This is a genomic window from Brucella pseudogrignonensis, from assembly GCF_031454375.1.
Classification (GTDB): Bacteria; Pseudomonadota; Alphaproteobacteria; order Rhizobiales; family Rhizobiaceae; genus Brucella; species Brucella pseudogrignonensis_A.
Genome location: NZ_JAVDQT010000001.1, coordinates 240,293 through 264,605 on the forward strand (window position 1 = coordinate 240,293; position 24,313 = coordinate 264,605).

The following is a 24,313-nucleotide window of genomic DNA, read 5'->3' on the forward strand; positions in this document are numbered from 1 at the left end:
GGGGGCGTATCCTTGTTCTTAGCCTGCCAGAAAAGCCCGCGCGGATTTCCGGCGGGTTGGCAGAAGTATATTCTTTGGGCTAAGTGGGCCTTATAGGCAATGATGAGCCAAAGCGGAACCCCACAAATGCCCTTATTTCAAAGAAAATGCGGGCATTCACCAAAACTTATGGGCAAGCTTGGTTGTAATGCTGGTTTGTAGACGCATTTGTTGCAAATCCGTCTTTGTTTGTGATTCATGCGCATTTACTTTTTGTGTTGCTGTACCAACTGTTTGTGCGACAATTGTAAGCATTAGTTTGGTGCCGCTGTTGACAGGTGGCACGGTGAAGGGGAGTTGGTCCATGCGTTGGCAAGGCCGTAGACAAAGCGATAATGTCGAAGACGTACGTGGACAACAGAGCGGAGGCGGGGGCTTTCGCGGTGGTGGCATGGGCGGTGGTCCCGGTTTTCGCATCATGCGTGGCGGCGGGCTTTCCGGTATTCTCATTCTTGTTGTGATGTTCTTTGTGCTGAAGGCTGTCGGTATTGATCCGCTGCCGTTTTTGTTTGGTGACGGTAGTATTAACCCGACCCAGACTTCGCAGCAGAGCACTGGTGGCAAGGTTGCCAATGATGAGGCAACGCAGTTTGCGCGCACGATTCTGGCGGAAACCGAAGACACATGGAGTGGTATTTTCCAATCGCGCGGACAAACCTATGCACCGCCGACCATGGTTCTGTTTTCCAATGGCGTGCGCTCGGCTTGTGGCATGGCATCCTCTGCTTCGGGACCATTCTACTGCCCCGGCGATAAAAAACTTTATATTGACCTGACATTCTTCAACGAGCTTGCAACCAAGTTTGGCGCATCGGGTGACTTCGCCAATGCTTACGTGATTGCGCATGAGGTCGGGCACCACGTGCAGAACCTGCTCGGGATTCTGCCGCGCTTCAATCAGATGCGTCAGCAGATGAACGAGGCGCAAGCAAATCAGATGTCAGTGCGTGTTGAGTTGCAGGCGGATTGTTTTGCGGGCGTCTGGGGCTATTATACCGATCAGAAGGGTATTCTGGAAGCCGGTGATCTGGAAGAAGCGATCAATGCGGCGCATCAGATTGGTGATGATACGCTGCAGAAGCGTTCTCAGGGTTATGTCGTTCCTGAAAGCTTCAATCACGGTACATCGGCACAGCGCGCAAAATGGTTCCAGCGCGGTTTTGATAGCGGGAAGATCGATTCCTGCGATACATTCAGCGGCGATATTTGATCGCTGAGATAAATATGGACAAAGAAAAAGCCGGGATTTTATCCCGGCTTTTTTGTTTTGAGCTTTATGCAGCTTCTTCGCGTTCTGGAAGAAGCGCTTCGCCCTTGTTTTCGCGGATCAGATTGATGAACCGGCGGAACAGATAGTGGCTGTCCTGTGGGCCGGGCGAAGCTTCCGGGTGATGCTGCACGGAGAAGACTGGCTTGCCGATAACGCGGAGGCCGCAATTGGTGCCGTCAAATAGCGACACATGCGTTTCTTCGACATGGTCTGGCAGGCTGTCGGAATCAACTGCGAAGCCGTGGTTCATCGAAACGATTTCAACCTTACCAGTGGTGTAATCCTTGACCGGATGGTTTGCACCATGATGGCCCTGATGCATCTTTTCGGTTTTTCCGCCGAGTGCGAGAGCCAGAATCTGATGACCAAGGCAGATGCCGAAAACAGGCAATTCGCTATCAACCAGCTTCTGAATGGTTGGCACTGCATATTCGCCAGTTGCAGCTGGATCGCCGGGGCCGTTCGACAGGAAAATGCCGTCTGGATTGTAGGCCAGCACGTCTTCTGCAGTGGCCGTTGCAGGCAGAACGGTGACTTTCGCGCCAAGCCCCGAAAGCAGACGCAGAATGTTGCGCTTTACACCGAAGTCGAGTGCAACGACGTGATACTGGGCGTCGTCCTGTTCGCCGTAGCCTTCGCCGAGCGCCCATGGGGTCTGGTCCCAGGTCTGGTTCTGGCCGATGGTGACGTCTTTTGCGAGGTCAAGGTTTTCAAGGCCGCTCCAGTTCGCAGCGCGAGCCTTGAGTGCCTCAATGTCAAACTTGCCTTCCGGGTCATGCGCGATGACAGCATTCTGTGCGCCACGCTCGCGGATGAGCGAAGTGAGGGCGCGTGTGTCGATGCCGGTCAGTGCGATGACGCCGCGGCTTTTCAGCCATGCGTCCAGATGTTCCGAAGCACGGAAATTGGATGGGCTTGTGATGTCTGCTTTGAAGATCGCGCCGACGGCGCCATGACGGTTGGCCGGTGTCAGGTCTTCAATGTCTTCTGCGTTTGCGCCGACATTGCCGATATGTGGGAAGGTGAAGGTGACGATCTGGCCTGCATAGGAAGGGTCGGTCAGGATTTCTTCATAGCCGGTGAGGGCGGTGTTGAAGACGACTTCCGCCTCAATCGCGCCGGTTGCGCCAACGCCCTGACCCTCGATGACGGTGCCATCTGCCAGCACGAGAACGGCGGTTCGCTTGGCAATTGTCCAGGGTGCTGTCTTCGATGGGGATTCGGTCATGGCTTGCACTCCTGCGTGGTTTCGCGCTGCCGTCTGGCGCGCGTTTTCGGTTTATCAGTCATGCGGCATGTATCCGTGTTTCAGCCGCTCAAGACTGAGCAACTTGAAAACCTATGTTTTCGGGGCCATATATGCGCCAAAAAGCAGCGGGGATTAAACTTCCCGCCGTGAGCACATGCCGATGTCCTGCTAAGCTTTGAGCAATAGAGAAACTTGCACTCCGGGTCAATTGCCTGATTGCAAGCTTTTCATGAAATGTCGGATTTGCGCGTGTGATTGCTTATTCGCCTGCTTTCAGACTAGAAGCAGTTTTAACCGAACAGTTTACAGATATTAGGAGACACCTATGCTGCGCCAAGAGATTTCTGATGCAATGACCGCCGCTATGAAGGCGCAGGATAAGCTTCGCTTGTCCACACTGCGTCTGATCATGGCTGCGGTCAAGGATCGCGATATTGCTAATCGCGGTGCGGGAAAAGATCCGGTTGGTGACGAAGAACTGCTTGGGATTCTTGGCAAGATGGTCAAGCAGCGCGAAGAATCCGCACGCATCTATGAAGAAGGTAACCGCATCGAATTGGCTGAAGGCGAGCGTGCTGAAATTGCGATCATCAGCGATTTTCTGCCAGTTCAGATGAGTGATGATGAAGCTAGGGCGGCTTGTGAAGCGGTCATTACTGATATTGGTGCAAGCGGCTTGCGTGATATGGGTAAGGTTATGGCAGCGCTGAAAGAGCGCTATGCAGGTCAGATGGATTTCACGAAGGCCAGCGCTCTCGTGAAAACGCTTCTTCAGTAACAAATAAAAAGCGCCCTTATCGGGCGCTTTTTTTATGAATTTTGCTTTGCTGTTTTCAAGCGCGTTGTGCCGAGCAATCCTTGTTCTTCAAGAACGGGATAAGCCATTGAAGCCAGCAGTGAGTTAATTTGTTTCAGATCACGGATTGTATCGAGGTGGATGGTGCTGGTTTCGATACTGCGTGTTGAACCATCGCGAAGGCGCGAGAAGTGGCGCATGCTCGTCTGTTTTTCCAGATCGCGCAGATTGTCCTTTTCCTGAACGAGCTGGCGTGCCGTGTGTCCGTCACGCGAAACAATCACGTTAAAGGCCATATGCGCATTGGCAAGCACCATGGCATGAAAATGGCTAAGTTCCTTCCAGCCTTCCTCGGTAAATTCTAGGTTGTGATCCATCTTTTTCTGCACATGCGCGAGCATGTTGCGGACGATGATGTCGCCGACCTGTTCAAGTTTTACGCAAGCGCCCATCAATTCCTGCATGCGCAGTGCCTCAAACTCATCAAGGTTTTTACTGGCGAGTCTGGTCAGATAAAGCTTGATCGCAGCATGCTTTTTGTCCACGCGATCATCAAGTGCTGCAAGTTCGTGGATGCGCGCCTGGTCCGGGTTTTCATAGAGATCGATAATGCGGCGCAGCATTACCTCAATCGTATCGCAGACGCCGACAACTTCACGCGTTGCATTTGCCAGCGCCTGTGAAGGCCGGTCGAGAACGGCGTTATCCAGTGCGCTGTATTCTTCCATCTCAAGCGGCTGGACGGGCGCGTTTTTATCGGAGTTTAAGTGTACCAGCGCTTCTGTTGCACGCAGAACGAGTCCTGAGAGTGGAATGCCCGCGAGCATGATGATCACGTTAAACAGAATATGTGCGTTGACCACCTGCGAGACGGGATCGCCGCCCAGGAACGCAATCGATGGTTTGAATGTCTCAAACAGGATCAGAATGATAAGCGAGCCAGCGCCACGCATCAGCAAATTGCCGAGCGGCACGACGCGCGTTTCTGGCGGTGCCTGACGGGTGAGAATTGGTGCAATGATCGACGAGCCAAGATTGACGCCGAGTACCATGACCACGGCCAGCTCTGGCGTGATTAGTCCGCGTGAAGCAAAGGTAGTGAGCAGAATGACGGCGGCAATGCTTGAGTGAAACAGCCATGTCATCAGCGCTGCCAGAAGATAGGCAGTGACCGGATCATTTGAAAGATAATCGACGATAACTGGCAGAAGCTCGCTCTGGCGGAGCGGTTCAGTTGCATGGCCTGTCATTTCAAGAGACATGATAAGCAATCCGATGCCGACCAGAATGCGACCGATCTGGCGCCAGTCGCGTCGTTCTGTCGTCATGAAAATGGCGGTGCCCGATACAAGACAGAGCGGTACCAGAATAGTCAAATCATAGCTTAAAATTTTGACGACAAGTGCTGACCCAAGCTCGCCACCGCGCACAGCCATAAGGCCAGCGACGCCACCGACAATGCCCGATCCGACAAAGGAGCCGACCAGAAGCGTTACAGCCGTCGAGCTTTGCAGCGCGATTGCAAGCGCAAGACCAAAGGCGATGGAGAGCAGCGGGTTTTGCATCTGGTTGCGCAAACGACGGCGCAAGCGATCACCATAGGCACGCTCCACACCCGTTCGCACCATGCGCGTCGCCCAAAGAAGGAGAGCAACAGCACCAGCAAGATGCAAAAGGACAAGAGAACCGTTCACGGGAACTCCTTTCAGGTTGGAGGCAGGGGAACAAATATTTCAGTTAAGTCTACGCAACAAAAAGAGAAAAAATATGTTCCGGCTAATCATATAATTAAGGGAATATGGGCCTGAAATGCCCGAAAATCAAGTCGTGTAGCTCCAATGTAAAAGTTATATGACAGTTTTATGACAAGTCGGCCGGTTCAAATTGCACCCGGAGCATGTGATTAACGGGGAGCGTTTGGTGCGGGCGATGGACTGCATGCGTGCGCGAGCCTATATAGTCTATAAACTATAGAGTTTGCTGACCTGAAAGAGACAGTCGTAATGCGTTTTCCGCCTTCATTCCTTGATGAGATCAGAGATCGCGTTCCGATCTCGACGCTGATCGGAACGCGCGTTTCATTTGATCGTAAGAAAAGCAATCCACCAAAGGGTGACTTTTGGGGCTGCTGCCCGTTTCATGGCGAGAAGACGCCGAGTTTTCACTGCGAGGACCGCAAGGGCCGTTACCATTGCTTTGGCTGTGGTGTAACGGGCGATCACTTCAAGTTTTTGACGGAACTTGAAGGCGCGAGTTTTCCTGAAGCTGTTGAGCGCGTTGCCGATATGGCAGGTGTGCCGATGCCTGAGCGTGATCCAGAAATGGAAAAGCGCGAGGCGCAGCGTGCAACGCTGTTCGATGTGATGGAGCTTGCGGCGCAGTTTTTTGAAGGTCAGTTGCAGGTTGCAGCTGGTGCCAAGGCGCGAGCCTATTTGCGCGACCGCGGTCTTTCGAGTGCTACGCAGCAGACATTCCGCATTGGGTATGCCCCTGAATCGCGCAATGCGTTGAAAGAGTTTTTGGCGTCCAAAGGCGTTGCAAAAGATCAGATTGAGGCTTGCGGCCTTGTGGTGCATGGCGAAGGCATAGCCGTTTCCTATGATCGCTTCCGCGATCGCATCATGTTTCCGATTGAGGATCTGCGCGGACGGATTATTGCATTTGGTGGCCGTGCGCTTTCTGCCGATGCGCCTGCGAAGTATCTGAACTCGCCAGAGACTGAACTCTTTCACAAGGGCCGCATCCTTTATAACGGCTTGCGTGCAAGAAAAGCTTGCCAGCCACAGGGCGGCGAAGAAGCAAAGCCGATCATCGCGGTTGAAGGCTATATGGATGTGATTGCGCTTGCGCAGGCTGGCATCCATCAGGCCGTCGCTCCATTGGGCACTGCACTCACGGAAGAACAGCTCGAACTCCTTTGGCGCATCAGCCCTGAGCCGATCCTTTGTTTTGATGGTGACGGTGCAGGTGTGCGGGCGGCGCATCGCGCAGCTGATCTTGGACTTCCAACTTTGCAGCCGGGAAAGTCGCTTCGCTTTGCGATGCTACCCGAAGGACAAGACCCTGACGATCTGGTCAAGGCAGAAGGTCCGTCTGCATTTTATGCGGTGTTGCGTGATGCAAAGCCGCTGGTCGATATGGTGTGGACGCGGGAAACGGCGAGCGGTGTTTTTGATACGCCGGAGCGTCGTGCCGAGCTTGAAGCCCGATTACGCGAAATCACCAATCGCATCGCGAATGAGGACATTCGGCGTCATTATAGCCAAGAAATGCGTGACAGAGCGCAGGCATTTTTCGGCCAGCGGCGGCAAAGCAACGGCGGCAATACGTTCAATCGTGATAAAGGCAAAGGACGCGGACCACAACAACAAGGCCGTGGCGGTGCAGCCTTTGGCGGGCGGATGGCGTTTTCCGACAGCTTGACGCGTTCGAATATGGTCAAAGGCCGCAATGCGCCAGCACGTGAAACTGCAATCGTTTTGATGTTGCTCAATCATCCACGTCTTATCGAAGAAGATTTCGAGGCGATGTCGACGCTCGATTTTGAACACGACGCTTTAAGAGTGCTGCATTTCGCCATGCTTGATGTCTTGGCATCCGATCATGTTCAGGACGGCTTTGCGATGCGCAAAGCGCTGGTCGCAGCGGGACATGGTGAAGCGATTGAAACTCTGGAAGCCATGGTTCGGCGCACCCGTGAATGGACTGCCACGGCACAGGCGGCTGAAGACGATGTGCGCGAAGCCTTAAAACAGGCGCTTCACTTGCATCAGCGCGCGCGCACCCTACATAGGGAACTGCGCGCCGTTGAAGCATCGCTTGATACGGACGAAACCGGCGAAGTCTTTGCTCGGCTTATCGACATTCAAAAGCAGATTGCGCAGGCAGAGGCGACCGAAGCTCTCATTGATGGTTTCGGACTTTCATCGGGTCGTGCACCCGGTGCTTCGTAATCTGGAAGCCGGCGAATCACTATAGATCGCCGGAATTTCAGACCGGCTTAGAATGCTCGTTTATAGAAAGTATCATTGCGTAAAAGCCCAGAGAATGGGCCGCGACAATAAATGATTCGCTTTTTAGACCCGAATCAGGTGAGTCGCTCTTGACGTGCGGCACAAATGACGGAATCACGACAGTTCGAGCAAGGATTTAAAGAACTGATATTGATCAATATTCCCTAAGAGGACCTCTGAAACCATCCTGAGCGGGCAAGAATTAAAGAGCGGGCAGGGCCTTCAAGGCGACCAGTGTCCCCGGATCAACCCACAGGATTTTGGAACCAACAGGGCTCGTTAATAACCGCAGGGTTAATTCGGCATTAACGTGAAATCAGCTATTCGCAGAATCAACAGTTAAACGGCGCTCTCGCAAAACCGTTTGGCCACTCTATATATCTTAGAAGCGACTGGTGTCGCCTGGAGACGAGCAATATGGCAACGAAGGCTAAGGAAAACGAAGAAGCCGAAGTCGAGCGCGAAGGTGCGACCGACGGGCCGCTTCTCGACCTTTCTGACGATGCTGTCAAGAAGATGATCAAGGTTGCGAAGAAGCGCGGCTACGTCACTATGGACGAGCTGAATGCTGTGCTTCCTTCCGAAGAAGTGACATCTGAGCAGATCGAAGATACGATGGCTATGCTGTCGGATATGGGCATCAATGTTGTTGAAGACGATGAGCAGGAAGCTGATCGTGACGAAAACAGCAGCGATGACGAGCAGGAAGAAGGCGGCGATCTGGTTGAAGCAACCGGCACCGCCGTTGCTGCCACGACCACCAAGAAAGAGCCGACCGACCGCACCGACGATCCTGTGCGCATGTATTTGCGCGAAATGGGAACGGTTGAGCTTCTGTCGCGCGAAGGCGAAATCGCTATCGCAAAGCGCATTGAAGCGGGTCGCGAAACGATGATCGCCGGGCTTTGCGAAAGCCCGCTGACATTCCAGGCGATTATCATCTGGCGCGAACAGTTGAATGAATCCAACATTCTGCTGCGCGAAATCATCGATCTTGAAACCACGTATGCTGGCCCAGAAGCCAAGCAGGCGCCGATTGTTGAGCGCGTGGAAGAAGAAAAGCCACGTGACGACAAGGCTCCGCGCCGTTCGCGTGACGACGACGACATTACCAATGTTGGCGGCGATATGCCTTCGGAAGAAGAGGAAGAAGACGAGGACGAAGCCAATCTGTCGCTAGCGGCTATGGAAGCCGAGTTGCGCCCACAGGTTATGGAAACGCTCGATCTGATCGCTGACACCTATCGCAAGCTGCGCAAGTTGCAGGACCAGCAGGTCGAAAGCCGCCTGCTGGCTTCCGCTGATCTGTCGTCCAGCCAGGAGCGTCGTTACAAGGAACTGAAAGATCAGCTGATTAAGGCGGTTAAGTCGCTTTCGCTGAACCAGAACCGTATCGAACAGCTCGTTGAACAGCTTTATGACATCAACAAGCGTCTCGTTCAGAACGAAGGCAAGTTGCTGCGTCTCGCTGAATCTTTCGGCGTGCGTCGTGAAGAGTTCCTGAAGGAATATCAAGGCCATGAGCTTGACCCGAACTGGGTAGAGCGCGTCAGCACTCTGTCGGCTCGCGGCTGGAAAGACTTTGCTGCAAAAGAAGAACGCGCGATTGATCGTCTGCGTTCTGAAATTCAGATGCTTGCTACTGAAACCGCGATTTCGATTGGTGAATTCCGCCGCATCGTCAATCAGGTTCAGAAGGGCGAACGCGAAGCGACCATCGCTAAGAAGGAAATGGTGGAAGCCAACCTTCGTCTCGTTATTTCGATTGCCAAGAAGTACACCAATCGTGGCCTTCAGTTTCTTGATCTTATTCAGGAAGGCAATATCGGTCTGATGAAGGCGGTTGATAAGTTCGAATATCGCCGTGGTTACAAGTTCTCGACCTATGCGACATGGTGGATCCGTCAGGCAATCACCCGTTCGATTGCCGATCAGGCACGCACCATCCGTATTCCGGTGCATATGATCGAAACGATCAACAAGATCGTTCGTACCTCGCGCCAGATGCTGCATGAAATTGGTCGTGAACCAACGCCTGAAGAATTGGCTGAAAAGCTGGCCATGCCGCTTGAAAAAGTGCGCAAGGTTCTGAAAATTGCCAAGGAGCCGATTTCGCTTGAAACGCCAGTGGGTGATGAAGAAGATTCACATCTTGGCGACTTCATTGAAGACAAGAATGCTCTGCTGCCGATCGATGCGGCCATTCAGGCAAACCTTCGCGATACGACCACGCGTGTTCTAGCATCGCTGACGCCGCGTGAAGAACGCGTGCTGCGCATGCGTTTCGGTATCGGTATGAACACTGACCATACACTTGAAGAAGTCGGTCAGCAGTTCTCGGTTACGCGTGAACGTATTCGTCAGATTGAAGCGAAAGCACTGCGCAAGCTCAAGCATCCGAGCCGTTCGCGCAAGCTGCGTTCGTTCCTCGACAGCTAAGACCTTTTCGCCCGATGCCGGATATGGTGTCGGGCGATTTTTATGAGAGCGCATCCCGAAAAGTGTGAAACGGTTTTCGGATAAGATGCGCGTCAAAACTAAGACTTAGAGTGCCGATCTGATTACATCAGATCAAATGTGCTCGAAAGAGAGGGAGCGTTATGTCTTTTTTGAAGCGCCTTTTTGGCGGTGGTTCAGCGGAAGAAACGCCAGCAGCGCCAAAAGAAGCCGGACGTCTTGAGCACAAAGATTTTCTGATCGTTGCAACGCCTTACAGTGAAGGCGGCCAGTATCAGGTGTGTGGTGTGATCTCCAAGACAATTGATGGCGAGCTGAAAGAGCATCGCTTTGTGCGGGCGGATCGTTGTCCGGGCATTGAAGATGCTGCCAGCATTTCGCTCAACAAAGGTCGCCAGATTATCGATGAGCAGGGCGAAGCGATTTTTCGTTAATCTGCTTCGATGGATTTGAAAAAGCCGCGCAGTATCCATGCGCGGCTTTCTTTATTAGTGAGGATGGCAGACGAAGCTGACCATTTTGCGGACCATCGGCAGGATCGCCAGCAAGACCGGGAAAGCGATAGCCCATGACAACGCCCACGAGGTCATCCAGCTATAAGCGAGATCGGGATGCGTAAAACCGAGGCTTTTTGCCGTCGCGATCAATGAGACAACGAATGTCATCATGATTGAAAGAATAAGCGGCATCACAACAGATGCATAACGCGCTGGCAGTTTTCTGCGGCGTGAACCGTTCAACTGAGACATGTGTATTCCTGAATATTATGCGGGGAACGCGCAACGAAACATCAAAGCGAATAGCCGTTCCCGGCAGAATTGATGCGTTGCTTAACGTAAGACGCTTACGATCATAAGGATGATGCGTGTTATCTATCGCAGCATGGCTTTCGTTTCAATAGGAAAGGGCGGCGATTTGCCCACGCTATTGAAGGCAAAACCGCTACGCACTTTTGCTGCAAATGCTCTATATGCAGCCCCATGGATAAGAAACCTTTCTGGCAGACCAAATCTCTTGAAGAACTCAACCGACAGGAATGGGAAAGCCTGTGCGATGGTTGTGGTCAATGCTGCCTGCATAAATTGCTCGATGACGATACCGAGGAAGTCTATTGGACGACGGTTGCCTGTACGCTGCTGGACAAGGATAGCTGCAAGTGCAGCGATTATCCGAACCGCCGCAAGACAGTGCCTGATTGCGTGTTTCTGACGCCTGAGATCGTGCATGAGGTCAATTGGCTGCCTGCAACCTGTGCCTATCGTTTGGTTGCTGAGGGTGCCGATCTTTACTGGTGGCATCCGCTGGTGTCGGGCTCGCCAGACACGATCTACGAAGCAGGTGTGTCCATCCGTGGAAAAGTAACGGCTTTTGATCATGAGCTGGCCGATGAAGAAGAATATATCCAGCATATGGTTCCGCTGGACTGAACGGCGTCAGCGTCACATTAATTAAGTTTAATATTGAAGTCTGTCAGCGCCAGTTTACGCGCTGACTTTGAATAAGCCATTGTTTTATATTTAAAATATCAGATTCCTTGACCCGGAATCTTTCGCAGCTCTTATCAAGCTGAACGCGATATGAACGCTGGCTTGGCTTTCCGTTCATCTTTCATGGACTACTTATTGGGTGTCTCAGGTGAGCACCACCTGATAAAAGTTTGAAAGGGTTTCAAGATGTCCGCAATTTCGTTCAAGTCGCTTGTTGTCACTGCTGCAATTGGTCTTGCTGCCGTCTTCTCAGCGGGCGCATCTGCAAATGCTGCATCACCTTCTTCCGCTCCAGCGTTTAGCACATCGGCGCATTCGCCTTTGATCAAGATTGATCATCGTGGCAATCGTCATCATGGCCGCCCAGCTTACCGTGGTCCCGCCTGTTCGGTTGAGAATGCCAAGATGAAAGCGCACCGTATGGGCATTCGTAATGCACGCGTTGCCTATCGTGGGAAATCTGTTCAGGTGCGCGGCTTCCGTCACGGTCATCCAACCGGCGTTGTGTTTGCCAATGCACGCGGTTGCCCGATCATCCGCTAACGGTCGCTTAATATGAATAAAAGCCAGCCTGAATTTCAGACTGGCTTTTTTGTTCGATGATGGAAGAGCGGGGCGCTAAAGCGCCCTTTCTTTATTCTTTGATTTCGAAAACAACGTTGACCGAAACATTGTAGCTATTTTCCCCAGCTGCAACTGGAACTGAATCCTCAGGAGCAGCTGCTGCCATCATCTTGACCTGACGTGCGATTGGCATCGGCATATAACCACGGTTCTGTTCGTTGATTTCAACTACGCGACCAAGGCCAACGCCTGCTGCATCGGCAAGGGTCTTTGCCTTGGCAATCGCATCGGCGACGGCGCGCTTGCGTGCTTCGTTGATTGTCGATGCCGGATCGTCATTAACGAAGGTCAGATCGCCGCCTTGATTCACACCGAGTGTTACGGATTCATCAAGGACATTGCCGACCTTGGCGAGATCGCGCACGCGGACAGCCAGACTGTTCGACACGCTGTAGCCGCTGATCTTTGGCTCTTTCAGGCCATTCTTGTCGTCTGGATAAACATAGCGTGGCTGAATATTGATGCCGCTTGTCTGCAGATCACGCTCTTCAACGCCAGCCTTTTTCATCGCGTCCAGAACTTTGGCCATTGCTTCATTGTTGGCGGTCATGGCTTCGCGCGCCGTTTCTGCATCACGCAAAACGGTGAGATTCAGAATGGCCATGTCAGGCGTAGAGTTCATCTTGCCTTCGCCGGTAACGGCGATGCGTGCGGGCTGCTTCGTCATCTGATTCTCCTGCGCTTTGGCTGGCAGGGCAAGTATGCCTGCAAGCATGATTGCCGAAATTGAAGTGGCAAGAAGAGTAGTAGCGCGGTTTTTCATGAGATCTCCTGTAGAGAATGTTGAGGCAGCTTTTACAAAGCATTCTTTGCGATAGTGCTATTTCTGCTTTGTTGCTCGTGTATTTAAGTTTCCTCTAAAGCAAAACGCCACATTATCTGATCTGAAATGCAGTTGAATTGCAATCAACTGTTTCAAATGAGGTCAGTTGTGACTTGGGTTGCATGAATGGCAATCGAATATGTGCGTATTAGGGCAACTTGTGTAATTGACAGCTTGTGTCCCATGTTTCTTTAAGGTAGTTGCAGTGTTGTGTGGGCCTGTAGCTCAATTGGTCAGAGCCGGCGGCTCATAACCGCTTGGTTGGGGGTTCGAGTCCCTCCGGGCCCACCATTTCCTTAAAAAGCAAAGACTTAGACCTTGGATTTCTCAGGTGGAACATCCAAGGGAGACATGGGTTGTTCAATCCGGCCTATCTAACTAAGTCCAGAAACGGAGTGTTCTACTTCCGTTGGCCGATTCCCAAAGAGCTGCACCCTGCGAGAAAGCCCTCAACGCTGAAGTTGTCGCTATTTACGCGTGAGCCTCGCAAAGCATTGCGCTTATCACGTTACTTGAGCCAAATAGGCGAACGGCTGAATGAGAATGGAATTGCGTATAACATGCGGTACGAGGAACTAAGAACGGTACTAATCGAACATTTCAAGCAATGGCTAACCGAGGCGAAAGCTGAGATGAACGATACTGGTCCGCTTAGTGAACTGGATAGACAGATTTACAAGAGCAGCAAGCTTATCGCCAAGCATGCACGGGATACAGATGCGCCACTCTCTCTTGTACAGTCGGACGATGGTCTGCTTACGCGGTTCATCGAGAAGTACAATCTCGACATCCACAAGGGTACCCCGGAATACAACTGGCTCGGACGAGAAATGAAGCTGTCGTACCATGGCTTTTTGAAAGCGGTTCTTGCTTACGACAAGTCGCTGGGACGGTACAAGTTTGATGAACGACCAATGCCTATCGCTTCTATTTCTACGGTAACGAGTATGCCGGGAATGTCCATTGCCGAAGTTGCCTCCGCCTACAGCAAGGAAAGGCGGCGCGGTAACGCATGGGCAGCAAAGACAGTCATTGAGAAAGCTGACCATATAAAATTGCTAGAAGAAATTCTGGGTAGCGGTACTGATGTACGAACCCTGACAGCTATGGATGGGAAACGGGTCAAAGACACTTTGCTCGCCTATCCGCGTAACCGTTCCAAGAGCCCGGTGACACGAGGTAAGTCGTTAGCGGATGTTCTCGCTCTACCGAATGTTGAAACCATTCAAGTTGCTACGATCAACAAGTACCTGCAAACCTATAATGAAATGTTCGACTGGGCGAAACAGAACCATCATATTAGTGAAAACTTCTTCTCTGGGCTCGCCGTCAAGCAGACAAAGAAGAACAAAGATGGCGACCGAGACGCGTACACAGATGATCAAATTCAGCTCATTCTGCGGACTGTTTTGTACAACGAACAAGGTCTGGTTACGAAACCATATCAAAAGTGGGCAACGCTTATTGGAGTTTATTCAGGTGCCCGCCTTGGTGAAATAGCGCAGCTGCACATCAGGGATATTAGAGAAGAAGATGGAACATGGGTATTTGACATAAACGAGGAGGGCGACCGTAAAAGCCTGAAGACTTCGGCGGCTCGCCGTCTTGTTCCCGTGCACAATAAGCTTATCGAGGCTGGCCTTCTCGATTATGTGCAAGCTATGGCCGATAAACATGCATCTAGGCTATTTCCTGACTTCACGTATGATCCTAAGAACGGTTGGGGAAGACAGCAGAGCCGTTGGTTTAATGACAGACTTCTCGTCCAGCTAGGGCTAAAGAGCAAGACGCGCGTCTTTCACAGCCTGCGGCACACCGTCAATACGCGTCTTTTGCAGGCAGGAGTTGCCGATCCGCTGGTAAAGTCGATCATAGGTCACGAGCAAGACGGTATTACGCATAGGCAATATTTCAAGGAAGGCTTTACGCTACAGCAACGAAATGAAGCAATGCAGAAGCTGGACTACCGCTTGCCGCTACGAGAACCGCAAGTTCCGTTCGGGATTGACACGGATTCCTGAATACGACAAACAAGCCTTGGAGCCGTACGTGCGGCTTCGGGGCGTAGTAACCCCTCAAGACTAGGACTGTACCACTGAACTGGTACCACTCTTCGACCTATGGTCGGGGAGCCTGCGGCGTATGCAACAGGTTCTCTGAACTAAAGGCCGTAGGGCCGTGTCTTGCGGTTACTAACTCCCCGATCACCAAGGATCGAAGGGCTATTCGCGGGGACGTACCGCGCCTATCGCCCTTCCTGTACGGCGGGGATGTGTCGTGGAAATCATCATTTTAGCATTACTGGGCTTTGGTGCGTACAAGCTGTATCAGTTCGCAAATACGAGAACTGGCTTAGAGGCGGTACGAGCATATATGTTTCTTGAAGCTCTAAACAAGGGCGTGACGCCGACAGAAGCTAACAAGGCAATACGACGTGCGGCGTTGGATTTAAATTCGGTTCTCATGCAAAATGCCATAGCCATGTCGGCAATAGAGTACCGCGAAGTTCATGGTGGGAAGATACTTCCAGTTATCGGTCAAGCGTACCGGAAAGGGCTGCAAAGTACGATGCCATTTTGGTATCGCGCTGGTGTGTTGGCTGTACCGCGTACATTATCGGTTGATGTAGCATACGGAACCCAACGCGACGACGCTATCCGTTTGACTTATGGTATAGAATACGAACGGTATCACCGGACATACTTGAATGAAGTTGCTCGCTTGTCTGGCAAGTCAAGCGGTGAAGTCACAATGGCCCATCTCCTTGACGACGAAGTGTGCCGACGTGCTTATCGTGACGGGATGGATGCGTTGGTTCTGGCAACAGCCTTTTGTGAAATGCATTCGATCAATACAGAGGCATACACTGAGTACAGCGCTTACTACGACGTATTCGTACGAGAAGCTAAGCGTCTTTCGGAGCGGTCGAAACATAACGATCTTGATTTGACTAGCATTGATCCAAATCGTGTCCGACACAGTTTTCTTAATGGTTTGCATCCACGACTGGCGGCGGATGGTTTCATCCGAAGTTTGCAGAATGCTTGAGGTCGATTTGCAGCGGCGTAAATAGGCGGTGCGATGAGAGTGGCGGTGGTCTTGCCTATTGAGTTGGGTTGACCAAAGCATTCTTAAATGCCGTTCAAATCGTCATAATTGACCGTAGGAGGCAATTGGCGAGAAAGATGACCTTCTTCCATGAGGAGTGGAGATTTGCGCTATGTTGACGATCCTCGCGGTTTTTCACCTATAGATTTATCTGTGTCCTAATATTATTGCTACCTCCTTGTATTATTACTAATTCAATTGCGTCAATACTGAACAGAAATACGATTTTTACGAGCAGTAGTATTTGACTAATACATGAAATTATGGTATCTATACGGTACTAGTTATCTATACGGTACTAGTTATCTATACGGTACTAGTTATCTATACGGTACTAGTTATCTATACGGTACTAGTTATCTATACGGTACTATCTTCTGTGGTGTATTTATTGTATATATTAGTATTTATGTAATAATCGGTAGGGTGGGTTCGCTTCCGGTTAGACTGATACACCAGCTATAGTCGTTGGGTATCGGTCTATATATCTTATACCGTCCGAATTATATTTTTCCTGTGGGTAACCCAATGGGCGTTACATATTCCACTTAGATAAAACGGCTTCGGCTCCTGCCTGATCGGTCCTGATCCGGAGAATGGTCTGTCGGGTCAAACCAGTTGCCTTGGCAATCTGCGAAGCACCAGTGCCTATCGCTAACATATCCACAACCTGTTGAAAGGTTTTCCTATCATAGCTAGGCTTTTTCCCGGGATAGAGCTTGGGATTGCCCTTCTTCGCCTCTATTCCGGCCCGTTGAGCAGCCTTTGTAACTTCCGCCTGAGCTTGTGCTGATGCGGCCATGAAAGCGATCAGCGCGTCTCTAACGGCTTGCTGCATAGGGTCTGCTGTTGCTCCATCAAAAGTCATATTGTTAATGACAGTCTTGACGATCACACCCTGCCGCATGAAGTGCCTTACGGTGTCAGTTACATCCTGATAGCTGCGGCCTAGGCGGTCCACCCATCGTACTACCAACGTATCGCCATGACGCAGTTTGTCATACAGTCGCTTGCCTTCCGCTCTGTCAAGCAGCTTCGTACTGACGCCTGACACACCATGATCGGCAATGACTTCGTTGATAACAAATCCGGCAGCTTCAGCTTGCGTCTTTTGATGGTCAAGCGTTTGGTCGATGGTCGATACACGAGCGTAGAGCACCGTCTTGGACATAGCTTATTCCTATCCGTTAGGGTTATGTCCATTTAAATGCATGTACGATGATACAAGTCAACCCTTACGTACAGATGTTATTGCAGAGTTTTTGGTGTACGCAGGGGTATACCTTATCGTACGACTTATAGGATGCCTTATGTCTTGATGTTTGTACTAACTCTGTTTCGTGATGTTGCACCTTAAAAACGTTCTGCTTCGCTTCGAATACGGCATGATAACGACCCACATGGGGGAAAATTGGACATTGTAGGGATTAAGGTACCCCTACGAAATTGCAGGTTGGTTTTGAAATTTCAGTTTTGATAGATCACATAGAGAATGTGTGGGTGCGGGCTGTTATGATATGGGCTTGTTCGAAGGGGGGTGCATCATTGTTGGCAAGCATTTATGGGATAATAAAGATGTTTGCGAACGTGAGGTGATTTGCCTTTGATCCGTTATATTTTCTATGCCACTACGATGGTGCCATGACAGAATCTTTAAAAGTCGATAACACTTCACCTGATATGAAGACGGAACTTCTAGCGCGCCTAAAAGAAGCGGTGCCTGAAGTGTTTACGGATGGGAAACTGGACCTTGATCGGCTTCAGGAACTGGCCGGTGATGCAGTTGCAATCGGACCAGAACGTTATGGCCTGACGTGGCCCGGTAAGCGTGACGCCATTTCAATGTTGCAGGCACCATCAAGGGCAACCTTGGTGCCGGATCTCGCCGAAAGCGTGAACTTTGACGATGCGCAGCACATTTTCATTGAAGGTGAGAACCTTGAAGCCCTGAAACTACTTTACAAGTCCTATTTCGGGCGGGTGAAGTTGATTTATATCGACCCACCCTACAATACGGGGAATGATTTCATCTACGATGATGATTTCACCGACCCCTTGGCCACATATTTGAAGCAGACCGGCCAAATGACCGAGGACGGCGATTTGGCAACCAGTGCGCCAGAAAAGGCGGGCAGGTTGCATTCGCGTTGGCTGTCAATGATGTACCCACGTCTTTCCATGGCGCGACAAATGCTCAAGGACGAAGGTATCATCCTAATTAGCATTAATGATGCAGAAGCCGCCAACCTGAAGCAGCTTTGCGATGAAGTGTTCGGGCCAGAAAACTTTATTGCCCAGATGGTGTGGGAAAAGGGCCGGAAGAACGATGCCAAGCTGCTATCGGTCGGCCATGAATATATTTTGATTTATGCGCGGCTCTTATCGTCGCTTAAAGAGGCGAAGACCGTTTGGCGTGAAGAGAAGCCCGGCGCGCGCGAGATTTGGGACGAGTACGTTCAATTACGGGCTAAGTTTGGCGATGACGATAAGACCATAGAAGCCCATCTTCAATTTTGGTACGCGGCATTGCCTAAAGGTCATCCGTCAAAGAAATGGAGCCGCTATAAACGCGTGGACAAACATGGTCCTTGGCGTGATGTAACAATTTCATGGCCCGGGGGAGACGGTCCAACTTACGACGTAATCCACAATGTGACCGGGCAACCGTGTAAAGTCCCTGAAGGTGGTTGGCGCTTCTCCGATCCTAAAACGATGGAAGAGAAAATTAGACTCGGTATTGTTGAGTTCCGTGAAGATCATACCGAACCACCTTTCCGAAAGTCACATCTTCGCCCACCTTCTGAAGAGTTTGAGGAAGAAGGAGATATTGAAGATTCCGAGGATGAGACGGAAGAAATGGAACTTGCCACAATGGTGCGAGGTTCGTATTTCTATAAACAATCTCTTGTTTCAGTTAAGCACCTACAAGATCTAATGGGTGCTAAAGTTTTCGATAACCCAAAGGACCATGAAGAGCTCGCGCGGCTGTTCAAATATACTGTAGCTGGTGAACCGAAGCCAATTATAATGGACTTCTTCGCTGGATCGGGGTCTACCGCGGAAGCTGTGATCCGGCTTGTTGACAGTGGAATAGCGGATGCGAAATTCATTGTGGTTCAATACCCCGAACCGACAAATCCTAAAGAACGTACGGGAAAGGCTGCGTTAGCTAAGGGCTGGAACACAATTTCCCAAGTTACGCGTGAACGTCTCCGACGTGTCTTGAAGCTTCCCGATCTTCAAGCCGTCCCACAGGGCTTCCGCGCCTTCCATCTCACCGAAAGTGGTATTGAGCGATGGAACGGTGCGAACAGCATAGAACCAGAAGAATATCTCAAGCAATTGGAAGCCTTTGCTGACACGCTCAAACCTGGATGGAGCGCCGAAGACGTGATCTGGGAGGTCGTGTTGCGTGAAGGCTTCGCGCTTACCTCTAAGGTCGTGCCCGTTGAAGGCGAAAGGCCCGGAATGTTGTGGCACGTCACCGACGATGAGCAAGACAAGAAATTCACTATCTGCTTGGCGGATGCCATAGACCTAACTGACTTGAAGGCGCTGGGGTTGACCAAAGACGACTTGTTCATTTGTCGGGACACGGCGCTGACCGATACGGTTGCTGCCAACCTTGCGCTGCAATGCCATCTGAAGGTGTTGTGAGCGATGGAATTCAAGTTCGATGCCGCGCAACAGTTTCAGCTTGATGCAATCTCTTCGGTCGTTGGCCTTCTGGATGGGCAAGGTCATATCGGTTCCATGCTAGTTCCGGCGGCAGGAGCGACGGTCGTTCCAAACCGTTTAGATATGACGGACTATCAACTGCTTGCCAATCTAAACCGCGTACAGACCAACAACGGACTGAAAGCTGATACCGCTCTTGCGATGATTGAACAGGACGTAGACTTGTTCGAAGGCAGGGGGAAGGTTTGGTTTCCTAATTTTACGGTTGAAATGGAAACCGGCACGGGCAAGACCTATGTCTACCTACGCACGGCATTGAACCTTGCTCAGCGTTATGGCCTAACCAAGTTCATCATTGTCGTGCCGTCGGTCGCAGTACGTGAAGGCGTGTTGAAGACAATCCGCCAAACGAAGGCGCATTTTTCGACATTACCCGGTCTGCCACCCTTCCATCATTCGGTCTATGCGGCTCAACCAGGACAAATTCGCAGCTTTGCTGCGTCGAATGCCGTTGAACTTATGGTAATGACTATTGATGCGTTTTCGCGAGAACAAAACGTCATTCGCAAGCCGCAAGAAGGCAATCCGCCAGTTATACATCTGCTACAGGCTGTTCGGCCAGTCCTCATCATGGACGAACCTCAGAATATGGAAAGCGAAGGCCGGATCGCTGCTTTAGCAGCGCTCAACCCGCTGTTCGCGCTACGCTACAGTGCGACGCATCGAAACGCTTATAATCCTGTTTACCGGCTGACCCCGTTTGATGCCTATCGACAGGGCTTGGTAAAGCAAATCGAAGTTGGCGCAGCCATTGAAGAAGTTAACGCCAATCTGCCTTACATCCGCGTCGAAAACATTGACACGGCCAACAAGTCGCTGACCGCGCAATTGACAGTCGATGTGCAAGCGAAGTCAGGGAAGATCACGCGGAAAACTATCAAGGTCAAACACGGCGACAAGCTTTGGGAAAAAGCCAATCGTACCGACTACGATGGTTTGGAAATCGCCGAAATCAACTTCCAAGCCGGGTATGTGCGTTTCACTAACAATGCCGAAGTCGCGCTGGGTGGAGAAACCGGTATGCACAGGGACGCTGTCTTGGAAGCGCAAATCCGGTTCACGGTCGAACGGCATTTCCAGAAGCAGAAACGCATTCGCGATTTGGGTTTCAACGTCAAGGTTCTGTCCCTATTCTTCGTGGATAAAGTCGAAAGCTTCCGCGATGAAAGCGGCCTAATACGCAAGCTGTTCATTAAGGCTTTCAACGAAGCCAAGGTCGCGTATCCTGAATGGCGAGACAAAGACCCGAACGACGTTCAGGCTTCATATTTCGCGTCTACAACGAACAAGAAGGGCGTTGTTTCGGTCGTTGAAAAGGAAGTGCCAACGAACGAAAAGGACCGCGCTGCACAAGCCCGCGAATTCGATCTGATTATGCGCCGGAAGGAAGACCTAATCAGCTTCGAAGAGCCGGTTGCGTTCATCTTCTCGCATTCGGCGCTGAAAGAAGGCTGGGACAATCCCAACGTCTTCCAGATTTGTACTCTGCGCGAAGTAGGTAGCGAAACGGAACGTCGTCAACAAGTCGGTCGCGGGGTTCGCTTGCCTGTCGATAGTTTGACCGGTGAGCGAGTACAGGACAACCGCGTCAATATTCTCACTGTTAGCGCAAGCGAAACTTATGAAAGCTTTGTGACCCGCCTGCAAAGCGAAATCGAAAAAGAATACGGCAAAGAAGGCGTACCGCCTCAACCCGGTAATGCTCGCGATAAAGTCATACTTAAGTTACGCAAGGCGCATCTGTTGAAACCAGAGTTTCAAGAGCTTTGGGAGCGCATCAAATACCGGACGCGGTATTCTGTCGAAATCGATAGCGGAAAGCTGGTCTCTGACGTGGCAGCAGAACTTCCGGAAGTGAAGGTCCGTCGCCCGCGGGTCGTGGTTCAGGTGGCCGGAATAAGCGCGAAGACGAGCGAAGACCTGTTTGAAGCAATCCGCCTTGCAGATGCCAGCGTCGCTATCGATCTTGAAGGCCGGTACCCAATACCGAATATCGTTTCCATCATAGAAAATCTCATGGAAGCGACATCACCGCCGATGCGTATTGGTCGGCAGACGATTCTTCAAATCCTGAAGGCCGCACCCGATCCCAAAGCGATGACCGACAATCCTCATGAGTTTGCGGCTGCGTTAGTCGGCATACTTAAGGATAAGCTGGCTGACCAATTGGTTGGGGGCATCAAATACGAACGTGACGGCTCTTGGTACGAACAGACACAATTTGACGAATTGATTGAAACGTTTGCGTCTAACGTCGTGAAGAGCGAGCCGAACGCTTTTGGTGGGGGAACACACATCTATGATGGTGTTGTGGTCGATTCCGATACAATCGAACGGCCTTTCGCTGAAGGTTTGGAACGTGACGCAAGGGTAAAACTATATGTGAAGCTTCCGGGTTGGTTCAAGGTGTCAACGCCGATTACGGCCTATAATCCCGATTGGGCCATTGTCATGGATATGGGCGACGGTAAGGATCGGCTCTATTTGATTCGTGAGACGAAGCCGAAAGACCTTGCAAACCTTCGACCGGACGAGCGGCGCAAGATTGAGTGCGGAAAGAAGCACTTCATTGATACCTTGGGGCAGGACTATAAGGTTATAAGCGATGTAAGCGAGCTTGTTTAGCAGGGACAGCTATGTACGAACTTATTCAAAAGCAGATTGAAACTGATTACTTTCAGCAAAAGTTCCCGAATGACGGGCAACGCTTCCTTGCATGGTATTTGCGCAATATCCTCTTCCGTGACATGAACGAGACTCGCGACGACATTACCGACGGAGCGGACGACAAGCAGATTGACGCGCTTATCGTGGATGACGAAAAGTCGATGGTTCGCATCATCCAAGGCAAGTTCATTCAGGGCGGCACGGTCGATGCAGAACCGTTGCGCGAAGTTCTGTCCTCATGGCTACAGATTAAAGACCTTGCCCGGCTTCAGAAAGTCTCCAACCAGAAGCTTGCCCGCAAGCTTCGTGAACTGGCTAACGCACTGGAAGAAGATTATGAAGTTTCGTTCGAACTTATTGTCACAGGCACACTCACCAAGGCAGCACAGCATGACCTTCAGACCTTTCAAGAGGAATTGACAAAGCTTAGTGAGAACGAAGCCTTCGACGCTACCCTTCACGTTATAGACGCAGAAGAATTAAGACGTCGCTACGACTATGCAATTGAAGCCGACAACCCTACCATCAACTATAAGCTTCCACTGGCTGGTGTGAAGCACATGTACCATGAGATTGCCGGAACACCGGTTCTCATCGCTGCATTGCCCTTGAAGGAATGTGTCAAACTTCCGGGTATTAAGGATGGTACACTGTTTCAGAAGAACGTGCGCCAGAGTCTTGGATCAAGCAATGCCGTAAACAAAGGCATTCGCAGCTCGATTTTGGGTGACAAACGCAGCGATTTCTTCTTTTTTCACAATGGTGTGACTGCACTTTGCAATAAGATGAGCTTGGACGGCGACACACTATCCCTATCGGGGCTTAGTATTGTCAATGGCTGCCAATCGCTGAATACGATCTTGTCGTGTAGCGAAACAGTCAAGAACGTGGATGACGCATTCATTCTGTTCCGCTTCTACGAAATTCCGCAGCGTGATCGGGCCGACAAGATTTCGATCTATACCAACTCGCAAAGCGCGGTGAAGGCACGCGATCTTCGCAGTAACGACAAGCGGGTTCTGGCGATTAAGAAGGCCTATGAGTTGCGTTACCCGACGGGATATTTCATCACCAAGCGCGGAGAAACAGCCCCGGCAGACAAGAATAAGAAGCACGTCGTGGAATTATCGTCCTTTGCCAAGAATCTTGTCGCGTGGCAAACTCTGCGTCCGAATCTATCCTATGGCGAGACGAAGATTTTCGACAAGTACTTTGAAACGCTATTCAAGAACAAGGACACTCCACCTGAGAGCATCTTTGCTCTAAATGCATGGATGAATGAGGTTCAAGCTACGTGGGTACTGGAAAATCCTCTCAGCTTGAACGAGACGCTCCTAGCAATGAAGGCCTATGCTCCATTCCATCATCTGTATGCTGTAGCTATGTGTTTCGCGATATCGAGTAACCAGCCGGATCGTGTGCCAAATGCGAGCAAGTCTTTGGAAGCAGCGCAACGCAACAATATGATGAGCGAGATCGTCAAGGTGGCTGGTTTATGCTTGAATATGGCGCTAGAGACGGCTGCAAATGAGCCTCAAGTCGGCAATCGCGTATTTAGTCCGCAAAACTGGGTTAAGTCTAAAGCTTGTCTAGCGGGTATCAATGGGGCAGTAAGACAATATTTTAAGATGACTTTGCCGATGCTGCCGGATGTGAGGAAAAGGATGGAAGAAGCAACTGTTCTACCCTTAGAGGCATTCGAATACCGGCTATCAGCGGACTAGTTGCTGCTTTCATCAATAAGACCTTCCCATTCTTTAGGTTTTGTTATCAACATGTACGAAAAAGGGGGACATTGTGTCCCCCTTCCCATCCTAAGAAGCCCGGTCTCTAAGGCTTGCAAGCGATGGTGGGCGCTCCCTCCGGGCCCACCATTCTCTCTTAAAGAAATTTAACAAAGGTCTTGTGCTCAACCCTGACGCTTGAGCACAATTTTGTGCATGGAATTTGCGCGTTCAACAAGTTTTTAGGAGTTTGTTAAAGAAATAGTAACGTAATGAAACAATTTTTCATGTCACGTGAATTTAATTTAGGAGGTCTCA

Annotated in this window: 17 protein-coding genes and 1 tRNA gene; 13 read left to right on the forward strand and 5 right to left on the reverse strand. The window is 50.8% G+C overall.

The features are described from left to right. The first annotated feature begins 343 nt into the window (after positions 1 to 343). On the forward strand, positions 344 to 1,249 hold the full coding sequence (ypfJ, locus tag J2782_RS01155) for a KPN_02809 family neutral zinc metallopeptidase (RefSeq protein WP_250038805.1): 906 nt from the start codon (positions 344 to 346) through the stop codon (positions 1,247 to 1,249). Positions 1,250 to 1,313: 64 nt separating this feature from the next. On the opposite strand, the gene carA is transcribed toward ypfJ, so the two are convergent. After that, entirely contained in the window at positions 1,314 to 2,537 is a 1,224-nt protein-coding gene (gene carA / locus J2782_RS01160; protein WP_310009775.1) for a glutamine-hydrolyzing carbamoyl-phosphate synthase small subunit, read from the reverse strand. Between the two features lie 346 nt (positions 2,538 to 2,883). Between carA and J2782_RS01165 the strand changes: the two genes are divergently transcribed. Then, positions 2,884 to 3,336: a GatB/YqeY domain-containing protein gene (locus J2782_RS01165; protein ID WP_310009776.1), complete on the forward strand. Its 453-nt coding sequence runs from the start codon at positions 2,884 to 2,886 to the stop codon at positions 3,334 to 3,336. A 32-nt stretch (positions 3,337 to 3,368) separates the two neighbouring features. Here J2782_RS01165 and J2782_RS01170 read toward each other — a convergent pair whose 3' ends face one another. Next, on the reverse strand, positions 3,369 to 5,048 hold the full coding sequence (locus tag J2782_RS01170; RefSeq protein WP_310009778.1) for a Na/Pi cotransporter family protein: 1,680 nt from the start codon (positions 5,046 to 5,048) through the stop codon (positions 3,369 to 3,371). 309 nt (positions 5,049 to 5,357) lie between these two features. Here J2782_RS01170 and dnaG point away from each other — a divergent pair, with 309 nt between their 5' ends. The 3 genes from dnaG to J2782_RS01185 all read left to right on the forward strand — a co-directional run bounded on the left by dnaG (position 5,358) and on the right by J2782_RS01185 (position 10,258). After that, positions 5,358 to 7,307, forward strand: coding sequence for a DNA primase (gene dnaG, locus J2782_RS01175; protein WP_310009779.1), 1,950 nt, complete (start codon positions 5,358 to 5,360; stop codon positions 7,305 to 7,307). A 477-nt stretch (positions 7,308 to 7,784) separates the two neighbouring features. Continuing rightward, positions 7,785 to 9,806, forward strand: a complete 2,022-nt coding sequence (gene rpoD, locus J2782_RS01180; RefSeq protein WP_250038811.1) for an RNA polymerase sigma factor RpoD — start codon at positions 7,785 to 7,787, stop codon at positions 9,804 to 9,806. Positions 9,807 to 9,967: 161 nt separating this feature from the next. Then, positions 9,968 to 10,258, forward strand: a complete 291-nt coding sequence (locus J2782_RS01185) for an HlyU family transcriptional regulator (RefSeq protein ID WP_250038812.1) — start codon at positions 9,968 to 9,970, stop codon at positions 10,256 to 10,258. A gap of 54 nt (positions 10,259 to 10,312) precedes the next feature. Here J2782_RS01185 and J2782_RS01190 read toward each other — a convergent pair whose 3' ends face one another. Further along, the gene (locus tag J2782_RS01190) at positions 10,313 to 10,573 is read right to left on the reverse strand and encodes a DUF2798 domain-containing protein (RefSeq protein ID WP_250038813.1); all 261 of its coding nucleotides are present in this window, start codon (positions 10,571 to 10,573) and stop codon (positions 10,313 to 10,315) included. Between the two features lie 231 nt (positions 10,574 to 10,804). Between J2782_RS01190 and J2782_RS01195 the strand changes: the two genes are divergently transcribed. After that, entirely contained in the window at positions 10,805 to 11,251 is a 447-nt protein-coding gene (locus J2782_RS01195) for a YcgN family cysteine cluster protein (protein ID WP_250038814.1), read from the forward strand. Positions 11,252 to 11,497: 246 nt separating this feature from the next. Next, positions 11,498 to 11,854, forward strand: a complete 357-nt coding sequence (locus tag J2782_RS01200) for an antifreeze protein (protein WP_250038815.1) — start codon at positions 11,498 to 11,500, stop codon at positions 11,852 to 11,854. Between the two features lie 91 nt (positions 11,855 to 11,945). Here the strand turns inward: J2782_RS01200 and J2782_RS01205 are convergent, their stop codons facing one another. Then, positions 11,946 to 12,698, reverse strand: coding sequence for an SIMPL domain-containing protein (locus J2782_RS01205; protein ID WP_310009780.1), 753 nt, complete (start codon positions 12,696 to 12,698; stop codon positions 11,946 to 11,948). Between the two features lie 274 nt (positions 12,699 to 12,972). Between J2782_RS01205 and J2782_RS01210 the strand changes: the two genes are divergently transcribed. The 3 genes from J2782_RS01210 (at position 12,973) to J2782_RS01220 (ending at position 15,806) form a co-directional block, all read left to right on the forward strand. After that, a tRNA-Ile gene (locus J2782_RS01210) sits at positions 12,973 to 13,049 on the forward strand. A gap of 65 nt (positions 13,050 to 13,114) precedes the next feature. Beyond that, the gene (locus J2782_RS01215; RefSeq protein ID WP_310009781.1) at positions 13,115 to 14,779 is read left to right on the forward strand and encodes a tyrosine-type recombinase/integrase; all 1,665 of its coding nucleotides are present in this window, start codon (positions 13,115 to 13,117) and stop codon (positions 14,777 to 14,779) included. A 256-nt stretch (positions 14,780 to 15,035) separates the two neighbouring features. Further along, positions 15,036 to 15,806, forward strand: coding sequence for a hypothetical protein (locus J2782_RS01220; RefSeq protein ID WP_310009782.1), 771 nt, complete (start codon positions 15,036 to 15,038; stop codon positions 15,804 to 15,806). Between the two features lie 595 nt (positions 15,807 to 16,401). Here the strand turns inward: J2782_RS01220 and J2782_RS01225 are convergent. Next, the gene (locus tag J2782_RS01225) at positions 16,402 to 17,037 is read right to left on the reverse strand and encodes a recombinase family protein (RefSeq protein WP_310009783.1); all 636 of its coding nucleotides are present in this window, start codon (positions 17,035 to 17,037) and stop codon (positions 16,402 to 16,404) included. 470 nt (positions 17,038 to 17,507) lie between these two features. On the opposite strand from J2782_RS01225, the gene J2782_RS01230 reads away from it, so the two are divergent. Genes J2782_RS01230 through J2782_RS01240 form a run of 3 tightly spaced genes read left to right on the forward strand, consistent with a single transcriptional unit; the run spans position 17,508 to position 23,995 of the window. Then, a complete protein-coding gene (locus tag J2782_RS01230; RefSeq protein WP_310009784.1) occupies positions 17,508 to 19,523 on the forward strand; it encodes a site-specific DNA-methyltransferase in 2,016 nt (671 codons plus the stop codon). A gap of 3 nt (positions 19,524 to 19,526) precedes the next feature. Further along, on the forward strand, positions 19,527 to 22,229 hold the full coding sequence (locus tag J2782_RS01235) for a restriction endonuclease (protein WP_310009786.1): 2,703 nt from the start codon (positions 19,527 to 19,529) through the stop codon (positions 22,227 to 22,229). 11 nt (positions 22,230 to 22,240) lie between these two features. Further along, on the forward strand, positions 22,241 to 23,995 hold the full coding sequence (locus J2782_RS01240) for an AIPR family protein (RefSeq protein WP_310009787.1): 1,755 nt from the start codon (positions 22,241 to 22,243) through the stop codon (positions 23,993 to 23,995). Positions 23,996 to 24,313: the final 318 nt, after the last annotated feature.

Excerpts from the sequence above, each read along its gene's own strand:
- J2782_RS01165 (WP_310009776.1), top strand. The coding sequence starts at position 2,884 with ATGCTGCGCCAAGAGATTTCTGATGCAATGACCGCCGCTATGAAGGCG.
- dnaG (WP_310009779.1), top strand. The coding sequence starts at position 5,358 with ATGCGTTTTCCGCCTTCATTCCTTGATGAGATCAGAGATCGCGTTCCG.
- J2782_RS01225 (WP_310009783.1), bottom strand. The coding sequence starts at position 17,037 with ATGTCCAAGACGGTGCTCTACGCTCGTGTATCGACCATCGACCAAACG.
- J2782_RS01190 (WP_250038813.1), bottom strand. The coding sequence starts at position 10,573 with ATGTCTCAGTTGAACGGTTCACGCCGCAGAAAACTGCCAGCGCGTTAT.
- ypfJ (WP_250038805.1), top strand. The coding sequence starts at position 344 with ATGCGTTGGCAAGGCCGTAGACAAAGCGATAATGTCGAAGACGTACGT.
- rpoD (WP_250038811.1), top strand. The coding sequence starts at position 7,785 with ATGGCAACGAAGGCTAAGGAAAACGAAGAAGCCGAAGTCGAGCGCGAA.
- carA (WP_310009775.1), bottom strand. The coding sequence starts at position 2,537 with ATGACCGAATCCCCATCGAAGACAGCACCCTGGACAATTGCCAAGCGA.
- J2782_RS01185 (WP_250038812.1), top strand. The coding sequence starts at position 9,968 with ATGTCTTTTTTGAAGCGCCTTTTTGGCGGTGGTTCAGCGGAAGAAACG.
- J2782_RS01205 (WP_310009780.1), bottom strand. The coding sequence starts at position 12,698 with ATGAAAAACCGCGCTACTACTCTTCTTGCCACTTCAATTTCGGCAATC.
- J2782_RS01235 (WP_310009786.1), top strand. The coding sequence starts at position 19,527 with ATGGAATTCAAGTTCGATGCCGCGCAACAGTTTCAGCTTGATGCAATC.
- J2782_RS01240 (WP_310009787.1), top strand. The coding sequence starts at position 22,241 with ATGTACGAACTTATTCAAAAGCAGATTGAAACTGATTACTTTCAGCAA.
- J2782_RS01200 (WP_250038815.1), top strand. The coding sequence starts at position 11,498 with ATGTCCGCAATTTCGTTCAAGTCGCTTGTTGTCACTGCTGCAATTGGT.
- J2782_RS01230 (WP_310009784.1), top strand. The coding sequence starts at position 17,508 with ATGACAGAATCTTTAAAAGTCGATAACACTTCACCTGATATGAAGACG.
- J2782_RS01195 (WP_250038814.1), top strand. The coding sequence starts at position 10,805 with ATGGATAAGAAACCTTTCTGGCAGACCAAATCTCTTGAAGAACTCAAC.